Origin of the sequence: Mesorhizobium sp. B3-1-8 (assembly GCF_006439495.1) — a bacterium.
In the GTDB taxonomy this organism is placed as follows: domain Bacteria; phylum Pseudomonadota; class Alphaproteobacteria; order Rhizobiales; family Rhizobiaceae; genus Mesorhizobium.
This window is the reverse complement of sequence record NZ_VFTK01000051.1, coordinates 21,582-36,413: the sequence shown is the minus strand read 5'-3', so window position 1 is coordinate 36,413 and position 14,832 is coordinate 21,582. Positions and strand designations below refer to the sequence as shown.

At 65.4% G+C, this 14,832-nt stretch carries 12 protein-coding genes; all 12 read left to right on the top strand.

Annotated elements, in window-relative coordinates; genetic code table 11:
* Positions 1-284: 284 nt before the first annotated feature.
* The 12 genes from FJ424_RS30750 (at position 285) to FJ424_RS30695 (ending at position 14,830) form a co-directional block, all read left to right on the top strand.
* A complete protein-coding gene (locus tag FJ424_RS30750; RefSeq protein WP_140659448.1) occupies positions 285-584 on the top strand; it encodes a hypothetical protein in 300 nt (99 codons plus the stop codon).
* A gap of 64 nt (positions 585-648) precedes the next feature.
* A complete protein-coding gene (locus FJ424_RS30745) occupies positions 649-1,314 on the top strand; it encodes a response regulator transcription factor (protein ID WP_027164846.1) in 666 nt (221 codons plus the stop codon).
* Positions 1,298-2,725, top strand: a complete 1,428-nt coding sequence (locus tag FJ424_RS30740) for an ATP-binding protein (protein WP_140659447.1) — start codon at positions 1,298-1,300, stop codon at positions 2,723-2,725. Before FJ424_RS30745 ends, FJ424_RS30740 begins: the two co-directional genes overlap by 17 nt.
* A 128-nt stretch (positions 2,726-2,853) precedes the next feature.
* Positions 2,854-3,291, top strand: a complete 438-nt coding sequence (locus tag FJ424_RS30735; protein WP_140659446.1) for a hypothetical protein — start codon at positions 2,854-2,856, stop codon at positions 3,289-3,291.
* A gap of 104 nt (positions 3,292-3,395) precedes the next feature.
* On the top strand, positions 3,396-4,532 hold the full coding sequence (ccmI, locus tag FJ424_RS30730; RefSeq protein WP_140659445.1) for a c-type cytochrome biogenesis protein CcmI: 1,137 nt from the start codon (positions 3,396-3,398) through the stop codon (positions 4,530-4,532).
* Positions 4,533-4,536: 4 nt separating this feature from the next.
* Positions 4,537-4,977 carry a cytochrome c maturation protein CcmE gene (gene ccmE, locus FJ424_RS30725; protein ID WP_140659444.1) on the top strand — a complete coding sequence of 147 codons (441 nt, stop codon included), beginning with the start codon at positions 4,537-4,539 and terminating at the stop codon, positions 4,975-4,977.
* The gene (locus FJ424_RS30720) at positions 4,977-6,962 is read left to right on the top strand and encodes a heme lyase CcmF/NrfE family subunit (protein WP_140659443.1); all 1,986 of its coding nucleotides are present in this window, start codon (positions 4,977-4,979) and stop codon (positions 6,960-6,962) included. Before ccmE ends, FJ424_RS30720 begins: the two co-directional genes overlap by 1 nt.
* The gene (locus FJ424_RS30715; protein ID WP_140659442.1) at positions 6,959-7,423 is read left to right on the top strand and encodes a cytochrome c-type biogenesis protein; all 465 of its coding nucleotides are present in this window, start codon (positions 6,959-6,961) and stop codon (positions 7,421-7,423) included. Before FJ424_RS30720 ends, FJ424_RS30715 begins: the two co-directional genes overlap by 4 nt.
* A 349-nt stretch (positions 7,424-7,772) precedes the next feature.
* Entirely contained in the window at positions 7,773-9,329 is a 1,557-nt protein-coding gene (locus FJ424_RS30710) for a Do family serine endopeptidase (protein ID WP_140659441.1), read from the top strand.
* A gap of 366 nt (positions 9,330-9,695) precedes the next feature.
* Positions 9,696-10,370 (top strand): response regulator transcription factor, encoded by a 675-nt coding sequence (locus FJ424_RS30705; RefSeq protein ID WP_040991372.1) that lies wholly within the window; start codon positions 9,696-9,698, stop codon positions 10,368-10,370.
* Between the two features lie 8 nt (positions 10,371-10,378).
* Positions 10,379-11,860 carry a HAMP domain-containing sensor histidine kinase gene (locus FJ424_RS30700; RefSeq protein WP_140659440.1) on the top strand — a complete coding sequence of 494 codons (1,482 nt, stop codon included), beginning with the start codon at positions 10,379-10,381 and terminating at the stop codon, positions 11,858-11,860.
* A 12-nt stretch (positions 11,861-11,872) separates the two neighbouring features.
* Positions 11,873-14,830, top strand: a complete 2,958-nt coding sequence (locus FJ424_RS30695; RefSeq protein ID WP_140659439.1) for a bifunctional [glutamine synthetase] adenylyltransferase/[glutamine synthetase]-adenylyl-L-tyrosine phosphorylase — start codon at positions 11,873-11,875, stop codon at positions 14,828-14,830.
* The last annotated feature ends 2 nt before the right edge of the window (positions 14,831-14,832 follow it).

Below are 14,832 nucleotides of genomic sequence, written 5' to 3'. Positions count from 1 at the left end.
CAACTTCATGGGCTTCGTCAAACTCGCCGCTATCGCCATCTGGCTCAAATAGTTAAATCGTCACCACCGCCTAGGGCTGGATGGAGAATCCGCACCCGAAAAGCGTAGCGGGCCGACTGATTTTCCGGCTATGAATTTGCACCCGGGGCCTGAGGGAGCCCCTGGCGACTGCACTGGCGTCACAGGGTGCATTCATTTGTCTCGCGCAGGGGAATGGCGGGCATGGATTTTCGATTGTTCACCGTTCATTTCACGTTCAGCCCATATGCGTTAGAACCGTGATCATGACCAACCTTGGCTCCCATCTCCGCAAAGCAGTGCTGGCGCTTGCCGCAGCCGGCCTCTTTGCGTCGCAGACGACGGCAATGCCGGTCATCGTCCCGTCGGTCGACCAGCCGGTCGTGCTTGCCGCCAACGATTGCTACGCCATCGGCCAGCAGGTCGCCGCGCAGAATGGCGGCACGCTGGCCAAGGCCTCGCAGGCGACGCGGGGCGGCCAGCAGGTCTGCGTCATCGTCGTGCTGGTCCCCGGCAAGGACGGACAGCGTCCGCGCCGCTCGGAAATCGTCGTCCCGATGAGCTGACCTCACTCGTTTCCCAGGCCGGCGGAATCGGCCTATACGTCTCCCCAGCAACAGGCTTCAACCCATGCGCGTGCTCGTCGTCGAGGATGACAAGGATCTCAACCGGCAGCTGGCCGACGCGCTGGTCGACGCCGGCTATGTGGTCGACCGCGCCTATGACGGCGAGGAGGGGCACTTCCTTGGCGACACCGAGCCTTACGATGCCGTGGTCCTCGATATCGGCCTGCCGCAGATGGACGGCATCAGCGTCGTCGAGCGCTGGCGCCGCGGCGACCGCAAGATGCCGGTGCTGATCCTGACCGCGCGCGACCGCTGGAGCGACAAGGTGGCCGGCATCGACGCCGGCGCCGACGACTATGTGACCAAACCCTTCCACATCGAGGAGGTGCTGGCGCGGGTGCGGGCGCTGATCCGCCGCGCGGCCGGCCATGCATCATCCGAGCTCACCTGCGGGCCGCTGCGCCTCGACACCAAGGCGTCCAAGGCCGACGTCAACGGCGTGCCGCTCAAACTCACCTCGCACGAGTTCCGGCTGCTCGCCTACCTGATGCATCATATGGGCGAGGTGGTGTCGCGCACCGAACTGGTCGAGCATCTCTACGACCAGGATTTCGATCGCGATTCCAACACTATCGAGGTGTTTGTCGGCCGGCTTCGCAAGAAGATGGGCATCGACATGATCGAAACCGTGCGTGGCATGGGCTATCGCATGCGTGAGCCGGAGGCGTGACGCGGAACCGCTGAAGCCAACCATAGGCGCGGGGCTGTCGAAGCTGCGGCTCTGGCCGCGCTCGCTGACCTTCCGCGTCATCGCCTTTTCCACCATCTGGGCGATCCTGACGCTGGTCGTCATCTTCACCCTCATCACCACGCTTTACCGCCAGGCCAGCGAACGCGGCTTCGACAGCCTGCTTTCGGCGCATCTGTTCAACCTGATCGGTTCCGTCGGCATTTCCGACAACGGCGCGCTGACCGGCTCGCCCGACCTCGGCGATCTGCGCTTTTCCGAGCCGAATTCCGGCTGGTACTGGTCGGTCGAGCCTGCTTCCGAAGGCGTGCATGGCGAAATCCATTCCTCCTCGATGACGACTTCACTCCTGTCGCCGAGCGTCGCGGAAGTGCCCTTCAACTCGAACTTCCAGCGCAGCTATTCGATGGAGGGCATAAAGGGCGAGCAGCTCGAAGTTTTCGAGAGCGAGTTCGTGCTGGACGCGAAGAACCGCGCCGCCCGTTTCCGCGTCATGGGCAATCACAGCGAGCTCGAGCAGGAGATCGCCAGCTTCCAGCGCCGCCTGCTCACCTATCTGTCGCTGTTCGGCGTCGGCATGATCGCCATCAACGCCATCGCCATCCTCTTGGGTCTCCAGCCTTTGCGCCGGGTCCGCAATGCGCTGGCCATGGTGCGCGAAGGCACCGCCCAGCGGCTCGACGGCAGATTCCCGGCCGAGATCGAGCCGCTCGCCAACGAGACCAATGCGTTGATCGAGAACAACCGGCGCATCGTCGAGCGCTCGCGCACCCAGGTCGGCAACCTTGCCCACTCGCTGAAGACGCCGCTCGCCGTGCTGATCAATGAAGGCCGGGCGCTTGGCGGCGCCAAGGGTCAGTTGATCGCCGAGCAGGCCGCCTCCATGCAGAAGCAGGTCGACCACTATCTGCAGCGCGCCCGCGTCGCCGCGCAGCGCGACAGCGTCGTCTTCCGCACGCCGGTTTCGCCGCTGGTCGAGCGCATGGTGCGCGTGCTGCGGAAACTCAACCCGCAGTCCAGGCTGACGCTGTCGCTGCCGTCGGCGGAGATCGTCTTTGCCGGCGAGCGCGAGGATCTGGAGGAACTGCTCGGCAATCTGCTCGACAATGCGATGAAATGGGCTAAGGGCGCCGTCGCCGTGACGATCGCCACTATTTCGGGAAGCGGCAACCTGTTTGAAATCGTTATAGAGGATGACGGCCCGGGCATTCCCGAGGACAGTGCGCGGGAGGTGTTGAAGCGTGGCAAGAGACTCGATGAGACGAAGCCGGGAACAGGGCTCGGGCTCGCCATTGTCGCCGACCTCGTCAACGAGTATGGAGGCTCGCTGGCGCTGGAACGGTCCGGCATGGGCGGCTTGAGGGCGGTGGTGAGATTGCGGAGCCTTCAATGATGTTTTTTTTCGATTTGCGAGCGAGGGCTGGCGGCCAAATTTCCGACAAATGTCAACACTATGGGCTCGATATCCTCCCCGATGACGCAGCCCCCAGCTCATCCTGCTCAAGAGAACCGGTTGTTGGCATGAAGATCCGCGTCGCGCTCGTTTCCGCCCTGCTCGCCGTTTCCGGCTGCACGACGCTCGGCAGGGGCGGTCCAACCTCTCCGGTCACGCCTGTTTCCACGCCGCCCGCCGGCGGCAAGGTCTCGACCAGCATCGTTTCGGCCATGAATGGCGGGCTTATCGGCGGATCGGTCGGCTCGGGCCTCAGCGATGCCGAAAAGCGCAAAGGCCTGGAAGCGGAATACAAGGCGCTGGAATACAACACCAGTGGCCAGAAAGTGACGTGGAAGAGCGACAACTCCTCGCATTATGGCGAGGTCGTCGCCGCCCAGCCCTACCGGGTCGGCTCGCAGGATTGTCGCCAGTACACCCACACCGTCTATACCAGCGGCGCGGGCGTCACCGCGCGCGGCACCGCCTGCCGCAACGCCGATGGCAGCTGGACGCCGCTGACCTGACGGCTTTGGAACGGAATTAAGCCTGCGGCCGACGGCGTCTGCCGTCAAAGCGTCGCACGATGGTCGTGTTGGCAGGGCAGGGCTCTGCCGCTATTGGAATAGGCATGCTGTTCTGGGTCATAGCCGCAATCCTCACGCTGGGCGCCAGCCTGGCGGTGCTGTTGCCGCTCACCGGCGGCATGAAGGGCGCGTCGCCGGCCGGCGATCACGATCTCGAAGTCTATCGCGACCAGCTTTCCGAGCTCGACCGCGACATGGCGCGCGGCCTGATCCAGCCGGGCGAGGCCGAGGAGGCGCGTGCCGAGATCGGCCGGCGCATCCTGCGTCTGGGCGCGGCTTTGCAGCCGGGCGCGGCGACGCCCAGGCCCGCGCGCAGCGCCAGATGGGTCGCCAGCGTGGCCGTGCTTGCGGTTCCCCTGTTGAGCTGGGGGCTCTACGGCATGCTCGGCTCTCCCGATCTGCCCTCGCAGCCACTGGCCGAACGTCTGGCCAAGAACCCGGCCGATTCCTCGGTCGACGAACTGGTCGCCCGCGCCGAAGCCCATCTCGCCGCCAATCCGTCGGACGGCAAGGGCTGGGATGTGCTGGCGCCGATCTATCTTCGGCTGCAGCGCTTTCCTGACGCCGTGACCGCCTATCGCAACGCCATCCGCCTCGACGGCGACAGCGCCGTGCGCCAGTCGGGTCTCGGCGAGGCGATCGCCAATGCTGCCCGTGGCATCGTTTCGGCCGACGCCCAAAGCGCCTTCGAGGCAGCCCTGAAGCTCGATCCGGCCAACGCCAAGGCGAATTTTTACCTGGCGGTGGGCCTCGCCCAGGAAGGCAGGAAGGCCGAGGCCGTCACCGCCTGGCAAAAGATGCTCGGCCAGCTCGCGCCGGATTCGCCCTGGCGCAACGCCGTTCAGCAGGCGCTTGCCGAGGCGGGCGAGCCGGCTGTCGCCAAGGCCGCGCCGGCCAACGGCCCGGATGCGCAGCAGGTGGAAGCCGCGCAACAGATGTCGCCGCAGGACCGGCAGGCGATGATCGAGACCATGGTCGCCGGGTTGGACGACAAATTGAAGCAGAATCCGCGTGACGAGGAAGGATGGATGCGGCTCATCCGTTCCTATGTCGTGCTTGGCAAGGCCGACCAGGCGCGGGCCGCGCTCGGCCGCGCTGTCGCCGCCTTCGGGGCGGACAGTGAGCAGGCCAGGAAATTCACCGCCTTCGCCGCCTCGCTCGGCGTAACGGCGACGGAGTAAGGCAATGACGCGCAAGCAGAAGCGATTGTCGGTGATCGTGGCGGGGCTGGCTTTCCTCGGCGCCGCTGCCGGCCTCACCTTCTATGCGCTTGGACAGAAGGCCTCCTATTTCTACATGCCGGCCGATCTCGCCACGGCGAGTTTGCCGCCCGGACAACGCATCCGGCTCGGCGGTCTCGTCGAGAAGGGCACCGTCGTGCGCGGCCAGGGCGCCACCGTCGCCTTCTCGGTCACCGACAAGCAGAAATCGGTCAAGGTCACCTATACCGGCATCCTGCCCGACCTGTTCCGCGAGGATCAGGGCGTCATCACTGAGGGCGCGTTCGGCCCCGACGGCGTGTTCGTCGCCGACAGCGTTTTGGCCAAGCATGACGAGCGTTACATGCCCAAGGAAGTCGCCGACGGCCTGAAGGCCAAGGGCGTCTGGCAAGAAAGCACAAATTGATGGTTGAGACCGGACATTTCGCGCTCGTGCTGGCCTTCGCTCTGTCGCTGGTGCAGATGCTGGTGCCGCTCGTCGGCGCCCGCACCGGCAATCAGCGGCTGATGGCGGTCGGCGGTCCGGTCACGGTCACCGGCTTCGCGTTGACCGCGCTGTCCTTCGCCGCCCTTGCCAGCGCCTATGCCGGCTCCGACTTCTCGGTGGCGAGCGTGTGGGAGAACTCCCATTCGCTGCAGCCAATGATCTACAAGATCACCGGCACCTGGGGGAACCACGAAGGCTCGATGCTGCTGTGGGTGCTTATCCTGACCTTCTTCGGCGCGCTGGTCGCGGTCTTCGGCAACAACCTGCCGTCAACGCTCAAGGCCAATGTACTGGCCGTGCAGGGCATGATCGGCGCTGCCTTCTTCCTGTTCATCCTGGCGACGTCCAACCCCTTCATCCGCCTCAACCCGGCGCCGATCGAGGGCCGCGACCTTAATCCGATCCTGCAGGATCTCGGCCTCGCTATCCATCCGCCGATGCTCTATCTCGGCTATGTCGGCTTCTCGATCTGCTTCTCCTTTTCGGTTGCGGCGCTGATCGAGGGGCGCATCGACGCCTCCTGGGCACGCTGGGTGCGACCCTGGACACTGGTCGCCTGGATGTTCCTCACCGGCGGCATCGCCATGGGTTCCTACTGGGCCTATTACGAGCTCGGCTGGGGTGGCTTCTGGTTCTGGGATCCGGTCGAGAACGCCTCCTTCATGCCCTGGCTCGCCGGCACCGCGCTGCTTCATTCGGCGATCGTCATGGAGAAGCGTTCGGCGCTGAAGATCTGGACGCTGCTGCTCGCCATCCTGACCTTCTCGCTGTCGCTGCTCGGCACTTTCCTGGTGCGTTCCGGCGTGCTGACCTCGGTGCACGCCTTCGCCACCGATCCGGCGCGGGGCGTCTTCATCCTGTGCATCCTGACGCTGTTCATCGGCGGCTCGCTGGCGCTGTTTGCGCTGCGCGCCTCGCGGCTGACGGCGGGCGGCCTGTTCCATCCGATCTCGCGCGAGGGCGCGCTGGTGCTGAACAACCTCTTTCTCACCACCGCCACGGCGACGGTGCTGGTCGGCACGCTCTACCCGCTGGCGCTGGAGGCGCTCACCGGCGGCAAGATCTCGGTCGGCGCACCCTTCTTCGACCTGACCTTCGGCCCGCTGATGCTGCCGCTGCTCGCGATCGTGCCGTTCGGCCCCTTGCTCGCCTGGAAACGCGGCGACGTCATCGCCGCCTCGCAGCGGCTGATGGCGGCCTTCGCCCTGGCGATCGCCGCGATGCTGGTCACTGGCCTGTTCATCGACGGCGCCTCGGTGTTCGCGGCACTCGGCGTCGGCCTCGCCGTCTGGCTGGTCGCCGGCGCACTGACCGACCTTGCGGTCAAATCCGGTTTCGGTTCGGTGGCGCCGGGCATCATGCTGCGCCGCTTCGCCGGCCTGCCGCGCTCCGTCTTCGGCACGGCGCTGGCGCATCTCGGCCTCGGGCTGACCTTGCTCGGCATTGTCGGCACGCTCTGCTTCGGCACGGAGAAAATCCTCTCGATGCATACCGGCGAGACGGTGGAGCTCTCCGGCCACACGCTGCGCTTCGAAGGGCTCTCCCCGCAGAAAGGCCCGAATTTCACCGAGGATCGCGGCCGCTTCCTGCTGGTAGGCGCCGACGGCAACGCCGATGGGGCAATAACCTCCGCAAAGCGCTTCTATCCGGTGCGCCAGACGGTGACGACGGAGTCCGGCATCAGGACGATTGGGTTGAGCCAGCTTTATCTGTCGCTCGGCGACGAGAACAATGACGGCTCCGTCGTCGTGCGCCTCTGGTGGAAGCCGCTGGTGACGCTGATCTGGGGCGGCGGACTGGTGATGATGGCGGGCGCCGCCATGTCGCTGCTCGACCGTCGCCTGCGCGTCGGCGCGCCGGCAAAGCGGCGAAAGCCGGCCGCAGCCCTGGCGACCCCGACATGAAAGCGAGGTTTTCGCTTGTTCCGCTGGTCCTGTTGCTGGCGCTGTTTTTCGCCGGCCCAGCCCAGGCGGTGAAGCCGGATGAAGTGCTGCAGAATCCGGCCTTGGAGGCGAGGGCGCGCGCGCTGTCGGAGGGCCTGCGTTGCATGGTCTGCCAGAACCAGTCGATCGACGAATCCGACGCCGATCTTGCCCGGGACCTGCGCGTCCTGGTGCGCCAGCGCCTCGTTGCCGGCGACACCGACCAGCAGGTGATGGACTATATCGTTTCGCGCTATGGCGAGTTCGTGCTGCTCAAGCCGCGCTTCAGCCTGCGCACCGCGCTTTTGTGGGGTACGCCGGTGCTTCTGCTTCTGGCCGGCGGCCTGTTCATCGTGCTCAGCGCCCGCTCGCGCCGCCCGGCATCGGGTAGCACCCTGAGTGCCGAGGAACAGGCGGCGCTGGACAAGATGCTAAGCGATTAGCGCCATCGCTGACGTCGATAAGTGGCCACGGCCGCTCGCGGGTCGTCATTCTATGGCGGAGCAAGGAGCGAAGCGACGCGCGCAGACCATAGAATCCATTCCGTCACGCTGACGCGCCGCTGCGATCCAGAATTCTGCTCCGCTGCGCTCTTCGGCGAATGTAACGGCATGGATTCCAGGGTCTGCGCGACGGAGCTTCGCTCCTGCTTCGCCCTGCAATGACGAACTCGGCCAACATTACAAAACTTTCATGTACCGGAAATGGCGCCGTAATGTGTGGCTCTCTAATCCTCTTGCCCGAGGATGCTTCGCCTGAGCGCATCCACGTCGATAGAGGATAAGAACCCCCATGAATAACGCCCCCAATTCATATTCCCGCACCCGAAAGCGCCTGATGGCCGCCGTCGCTTCTCTGGCCCTTGTCGGCACGGTTGGCGCGGGCATGATCGCAACCGGCACCGCCCCCGTGCTGGCCGATGCGGTGCGCGTCGAAGCCCCGCAAGTGCCGAGTTTCGCCGATGTCGTCGAGCATGTCTCGCCGGCGGTCGTCAGCGTCAAGGTCAAGGCCAAGATCCAACCGACGGCCGACAACGGCTCGGACGATCAGGACGGTTTCGACAACCTGCCTGACAATCCGCAGCTGCGCCGCTTCTTCAAGGAATTCCGCGGCTTCGGCGACCAGGGTCAGGGCGGCCAGTTCGGCATGCGCCGCTTCAACCATCGCGACCATGGCAATGGCGAGCCGCGTCCGGTCGCTCAGGGCTCGGGCTTCTTCATCTCGGAAGACGGTTATCTCGTCACCAACAACCATGTGGTTTCGGAAGGCTCGGATTTCAGCGTCGTCACCAATGACGGCAAGGAACTCGACGCCAAGCTGATCGGCACCGATCCGCGCACCGATCTCGCCGTGCTCAAGGTCGATGGCGGCGGCAACAAGTTCACCTATGTCGACTTTGCCGACGACTCCAAGGTTCGCATCGGTGACTGGGTGGTTGCGGTCGGCAATCCCTTCGGTCTCGGCGGCACTGTCACCGCCGGCATCGTCTCGGCTCGCGGCCGCGACATCGGCGCCGGCCCCTATGACGACTTCATCCAGATCGATGCTTCGGTCAACCGCGGCAATTCGGGCGGTCCGACCTTCAACCTCAACGGCCAGGTGATCGGCATCAACACCGCCATCTTCTCGCCGTCGGGCGGCAGCGTCGGCATTGCCTTCGACATCCCGGCCTCGACCGCCAAGCAGGTCGTCCAGGACCTGATGAAGAGCGGCTCCGTCCAGCGCGGCTGGCTCGGCGTCGAGATCCAGCCGGTCACCTCCGACATCGCGGAGTCGCTCGGCCTGAAGTCGGACAAGGGCGCGCTGGTCTCGAGCGCCCAGGATTCCGGTCCGGGCAAGAAGGCGGGCATCGCCGCCGGCGACGTCATCACCCAGGTCGACGGCAAGGATGTCGCTTCGCCGAAGGAGCTCGCCCGCATGATCGGCGCATTCGCGCCGGGCAAATCGGTCGACGTCACCGTCTGGCGCAGCGGCAAGAACGAGACGGTCAAGGTCGATCTCGGCACGTTGCCGGCAAGCGACAAGCAGGCCTCGAACGACGACAACAACAAGCAGTCGGCGCCCGCCGCCAAGGCCGACACGCTGGCCGATCTCGGCCTGACCGTCACCAAGGCGGAAAACGGCAAGGGCCTCGTGGTCACCGACGTCGATCCCGACAGCGACGCGGCCGACCGTGGCATCCAGCCCGGCGACGTCATCACCTCGATCAATTCGAACGACGTGAACACCACCGACGACGTCTCCAAGGCCATGGCCGATGCAGCCAAGGCCGGCCGCAAGGCGGTGCTGATGCAGATCACCCGCGACGACTCGAACCGTTTTGTGGCGCTGCCGGTCGGCAAGGGCTGAGATTTCAGGTTCAGATTTTCCCTGCGGCGGTATCAACACCCCCGAGCCGCCGCCGGGAAAACATGGGGCCGAGCACGTAAGTCAGTCACCGTGTTTCGCTCCTGGCGGCAGCGGGTTTCCCATCACCCGCTGCCGCTTATCGCATGTCGCCCAAAAGTGGGCACCGGTTTTGGGATCACGACATGCGGAACGAAATGCATGTCGCCCAAAAGTGGGCACCGGTTTTGGGATCACGACATGCGGAACGAAATGCATGTCGCCCAAAAGTGGTTGCCGGTTTTGGGAAGAAGACATGCGACCAATGAAGGCAAGGCCCGAAGAATGACTGCCTCTCAAACTTCCGATGAAATCGCGTATAACGGTCCCATGAAGATTCTCGTCATGGAAGACGATCGCGAGGCGGCGGATTATTTGCAGAAAGCCTTCGCCGAGGCGGGCCACACCGCCCATGTCGCCGGCGACGGCGAAACCGGCTTCGCGCTCGCCGATGCCGGCGACTATGACGTGATGGTGGTCGACCGCCTGATGCCGCGCCGTGACGGCCTGTCGGTGATCGCCGCGCTTCGCTCGCGCGGCAACACCACGCCGGTGCTGATCCTTTCGGCGCTGGGCGAGGTCGACGACCGCGTCACGGGCTTGCGCGCCGGCGGCGACGATTATCTCACCAAGCCCTATGCATTTTCCGAATTGCTTGCCCGCGTCGAGGTGCTGAACCGCCGCGCCAGCGCGCGCGAATCCGAGACCGTCTACCGTGTCGGCGATCTCGAGCTCGACCGGCTGTCGCATTCGGTCAAGCGCGCCGGCCGCGAGATCACGCTGCAGCCGCGCGAGTTCCGCCTGCTCGAATATCTGATGCGCCATGCCGGGCAGGTGGTGACGCGTACCATGCTTCTGGAAAATGTCTGGGACTATCATTTCGATCCGCAGACCAACGTCATCGACGTCCACGTCTCGCGCCTGCGCGGCAAGATCGAAAAAGGCTTCGACAAGCCGATCCTGCACACGATCCGCGGCGCCGGCTACATGCTGAAGGGCGGGTGAAGCCACAGATGGCTCTCTCACTGCCGGCCATTATGAAGACGACGGCGGCCCGGCTCTCGGCGCTTTATCTTCTGCTTTTCGCGCTCTGCGCCGTGCTGCTCGTCTTCTACATGACGTCGCTGTCGGCGCGCATGCTGACCGCGCAGACGCAGGAGACCATCAACGACGAGGTGCTGGGCCTGGCCCGCGCCTATCAGCGCGGCGGCCTGCCGGTGCTGGTGCGCGTCGTCGAGGCCCGCTCGCGCCAGCCCGGCGCCAATCTTTACCTGATCGCCGACGCCAATGGCCAGATCCTGACCGGCAATGTGCAGAGCCTGGAGCCGGGGGTCATAGAGACCGAGGGCTGGACGACGGAACCGTTTTCCTACCAGCGCTTCGGCGAGGGCGAGCTCGATCGGCTGCGCAGCGGCGGTTCGGACCAGTCTCCGCCTCCGGCCAACGACAGCAGCAACAACCCCCAGTCCACAGGGGAAAAGGGCCACAACGCCATCGCGCTGGTGTTGAGACTGCCCAACCAGATGATCATGCTGGTCGGCCGCGACCTCGGCGAGCCCGAGCGCTTCCGCGCCGTCATCAGCCGCGCGCTGACCCTGGCGCTCGGTATGATGGGGCTTGGCGGCATCCTGATCTGGTTCTTTGTCGGGCGCGCGGCGCTCAAGCGCATCGACAGCGTCTCGGACGCCAGCCGCCGCATCATGGGCGGCGATTTGTCCGGACGGCTGCCGGTCACCGGCGCCGGCGACGAATTCGACCGCCTGTCGGCGAACCTCAATTCGATGCTGGCCAGGATCGCCATGCTGAACGAGGGGCTGAAGCAGGTCTCCGACAACATCGCCCATGATCTGAAGACGCCGCTGACCAGGCTGCGCAACCGCGCCGAGGCGACGCTCGCCGGCAGGCACAAGACGGAAGATTACCGCCAGGCGCTGGAAGGCACGATCGCGGAGTCCGACCAGCTCATCAAGACATTCAACGCCATCCTGATGATCTCGCGCCTGGAGGCTGGCTATTCCTCGGAACAGACCGGTCCCGTCGATCTCGCCGCGACGGTGAGCGACGTCGTCGAACTCTACGAGCCGGTGGCGGAAGAGGCGGGCGTCGCGCTGGAAGCGACAGTGCCCGAGGCCTTTACCATCAACGGCAACCGCGAGCTGATCGGCCAGGCGCTGTCCAACATCGTCGACAACGCCATCAAATATTCGACCGACGCCGCCGAGACGCCGAAAGTGCGTGTGGCGCTGGAGCGCCTCGGCAACGAGATCAAGCTTGCCGTCAGCGACAACGGCCACGGCATTCCGGACGACGCCGATCGTGCCCGAGCCACGGAGCGTTTCGTGCGCCTGGAAAAGAGCCGCTCGCAGCCGGGCTCGGGCCTGGGCCTCAGCCTGGCCAAGGCAATCATGACTTTCCACAACGGAAGGCTTGATCTTTTGCCCGCCAATCCCGGATTGTCCGTGGTCATGAGTTTCCCATTGCGGGAGACGCATTGACGGCGCGGATAAATGGCGAAGAAGAAAATCGAATCCGAATTCCGGCTTAGCCCGACACTGGCGCTCCACCCCCTGGACGCGAAACATGCCCGGCGCGAATTGTCGGAAATCGCCGACGCCGCCGAGGAGGAGGGGCTTTCCCGACTCGCTGCGTTCCTGGCGGGCCAGGGCCCGCTGCAGGACCTGCTGGCGGCCGTCTTCGACCTCTCGCCCTTCCTGCGCGACGTGGCGCGCCGACGGCCGGCGATCCTCGATACGCTGTTCGACCTGACGATCGAAGCGCGGCTCGATGCCGTCGGCGAAGCGATCGGCGGCGCGGCCAAGGCGGAAGACGCTTCGGAAGCGAGCCTGATGATGGCGCTCAGGCAATGGAAGACCGAAGCGCATTTCCTGATCGCGCTGGCCGATCTTTCAGGCGAGGCGGAGACCTCCGTGACGGTGCGCTGGCTCAGCGATCTTGCCGACGCCTGCGCATGCGCCGCCGTCGATTTCCTGCTGCTCGAAGCGCATCGGCAAGGCAAGCTCAAGCTACCGCATCCGGCCGAGCCTGCCAGGGATTCAGGCTGGATCCTGCTCGGCATGGGTAAACTCGGCGCGCATGAGCTGAACTTTTCCTCCGACATCGATCTCGTCGTCTTCTTCGAGCCGGAGGCGCCGGCCGTCATCGATCCGCTCGACGCGACCGAACTGTTCTCCAGGCTTACCCGTCGTCTCGTGCGCATCCTGCAGGATCGCACCGAGCATGGCTATGTCTTCCGCACCGATCTGAGGCTGCGCCCCGATCCCGGCTCGACGCCGCTGGCAATCCCGGTCGAGGCAGCGCTTCGCTATTACGAGGCGCGCGGCCAGAATTGGGAGCGCGCCGCCATGATCAAGGCGCGGCCGGTTGCCGGCGATCTTGCTGCCGGCGCCGCCTTCCTCAAGGAATTGCAACCCTATGTCTGGCGCAAATACATGGACTATGCGGCGATCGCCGACGTCCATTCGATCAAGCGCCAGATCCATGCCCACAAGGGCCATGGCGAGATCGCGGTGAAGGGTCACAACGTGAAGCTCGGCCGTGGCGGCATCCGCGAGATCGAGTTCTTCGTCCAGACCCAGCAGCTCATCGCCGGCGGCCGCTTCCCGGAACTGCGCGGCCGCGAGACCGTGCCGATGCTCGCAGCGCTTGCCGCGCGCGGCTGGATCACCGCCGACGCGCGCGATGCGCTCACCCGCCAATACTGGTTCCTGCGCCGTGTCGAGCACGCCATCCAGATGGTCGCTGACGAGCAGACGCACGTCCTGCCGGAAGAAGACGAGGAGCTCAAACGCATCGCGCTGATGCTGGGATTTGCCGGCGAGGCGGAATTCACGCAGGCCTTCCGCGCCTCGCTGCAGCAGGTCGAGCGCCACTACGCGGCGCTGTTCGAGACGGCACCCGAGCTCTCGGCCGGCGTCGGCAATCTGGTCTTCACCGGCGATGTCGACGATCCCGATACCCTGCAGACGCTGCATGGCCTCGGCTTCCAGCGGCCGAGCGACATCTGCCGCGTCATCCGCGGCTGGCATTTCGGGCGCTACCGCGTCACCCAGTCGGCGGAGGCGCGCGAGAGGCTGACCGAACTGACCCCGGCGTTGCTCAAAGCCTTCGGCCAGACGCGGCGCGCCGACGAGGCGCTGATGCGCTTCGACGAGTTCCTCGCCGGCCTGCCGGCGGGCATCCAGCTTTTCTCGCTGCTGCAATCGAACCCGGCGCTCTTGAAGCTGATGGCGACCATCATGGGCGCGGCGCCGAGGCTGGCTGCCATCATCACCCGCCGCCCGCATGTCTTCGACGGCCTGCTCGACCCGGCCCTGCTTACCGAACTGCCGGACCGCGCCTATCTCTCGGCGCGGCTTGCCGCCTTCATCGAGGGCGACCGCGCCTATGAGGATGTGCTCGACCGCCTGCGCATCTTCGCCTCCGAGCAGAAATTCCTGATCGGCGTGCGCCTGCTTGCCGGCTCGATCGATCCCGCGCGCGCCGGCCGCGCCTTCTCCGATCTCGCCGATCTCACCATCGAGGCGGCGCTGAACGCGGTGATCGCCGAATTCGCCCTGCGCCACGGCAGGATCGCCGGCGGCAGGGTGGCCCTGCTCGGCATGGGCAAGCTCGGCAGCCGCGAACTCACGGCCGGTTCGGATGTCGATCTCATCCTGCTCTACGACCACGACGCGGATGCCGAGGACTCCGACGGCGAAAAGCCGCTGGCGCCTTCGCATTACTATACCCGCATGACGCAGCGCCTGATCGCCGCCGTCTCGGCGCCGACGGCCGAAGGCGTGCTCTATGAGTTGGACCTGCGCCTGCGCCCCTCGGGCAACAAGGGGCCGGTCGCCACCCATATCGATGCGTTCAAGAAATATCAGCGCCGGGATGCCTGGACCTGGGAGCACATGGCGCTGGCACGGGCCCGCGCCGTCGGCGGCGATGCCGAACTCTGCGCCGAGCTCGACGATGAGGTGGCGGCGGTGCTGGCGCAGCCGCGCAATGCCGCCAAGGTGAAAGCCGAGGCCTCGGATATGCGGGCGCTGATCGAGAAGGAGAAGCCGCCGCGCGACCTCTGGGACATCAAGCTGACCCCGGGCGGGCTCATTGATCTTGAATTCATCGCCCAGGTCGCGGTCATCGCCGGCGCTATCGAGCCTGGCCGCCGGGTCACGGCGACCGCCGACATTTTGGCCCGGCTTTCTCCGGATTTCGCCTCAGCCGATGTGCGTGAAGAGCTTGGCGAGGCCTATCGGCTCTATCTGGCGCTGACCCAGATGATCAGGCTTTGCCTCATCGGCGAGTTCCAGCGCGACGATGTCCCACCTGGACTCTCGGATCTGCTTCTGGCGGTCACTGACCTGCCGGATTTCGGCGTCCTGGAAGCACATCTCAAAGAGACGTCGCGAAAGGTCAGGCAGGACTTCGACCATTTGCTGCGGGTTGCGGGAGGGTCCTGAGA

Bases quoted from the DNA above. Each gene is read 5' to 3' on its own strand.
- ccmI (WP_140659445.1), top strand. From the start codon at position 3,396: ATGCTGTTCTGGGTCATAGCCGCAATCCTCACGCTGGGCGCCAGCCTG.
- FJ424_RS30705 (WP_040991372.1), top strand. From the start codon at position 9,696: ATGAAGATTCTCGTCATGGAAGACGATCGCGAGGCGGCGGATTATTTG.
- FJ424_RS30695 (WP_140659439.1), top strand. From the start codon at position 11,873: ATGGCGAAGAAGAAAATCGAATCCGAATTCCGGCTTAGCCCGACACTG.
- ccmE (WP_140659444.1), top strand. From the start codon at position 4,537: ATGACGCGCAAGCAGAAGCGATTGTCGGTGATCGTGGCGGGGCTGGCT.
- FJ424_RS30735 (WP_140659446.1), top strand. From the start codon at position 2,854: ATGAAGATCCGCGTCGCGCTCGTTTCCGCCCTGCTCGCCGTTTCCGGC.
- FJ424_RS30700 (WP_140659440.1), top strand. From the start codon at position 10,379: ATGGCTCTCTCACTGCCGGCCATTATGAAGACGACGGCGGCCCGGCTC.
- FJ424_RS30720 (WP_140659443.1), top strand. From the start codon at position 4,977: ATGGTTGAGACCGGACATTTCGCGCTCGTGCTGGCCTTCGCTCTGTCG.
- FJ424_RS30745 (WP_027164846.1), top strand. From the start codon at position 649: ATGCGCGTGCTCGTCGTCGAGGATGACAAGGATCTCAACCGGCAGCTG.
- FJ424_RS30715 (WP_140659442.1), top strand. From the start codon at position 6,959: ATGAAAGCGAGGTTTTCGCTTGTTCCGCTGGTCCTGTTGCTGGCGCTG.
- FJ424_RS30750 (WP_140659448.1), top strand. From the start codon at position 285: ATGACCAACCTTGGCTCCCATCTCCGCAAAGCAGTGCTGGCGCTTGCC.
- FJ424_RS30710 (WP_140659441.1), top strand. From the start codon at position 7,773: ATGAATAACGCCCCCAATTCATATTCCCGCACCCGAAAGCGCCTGATG.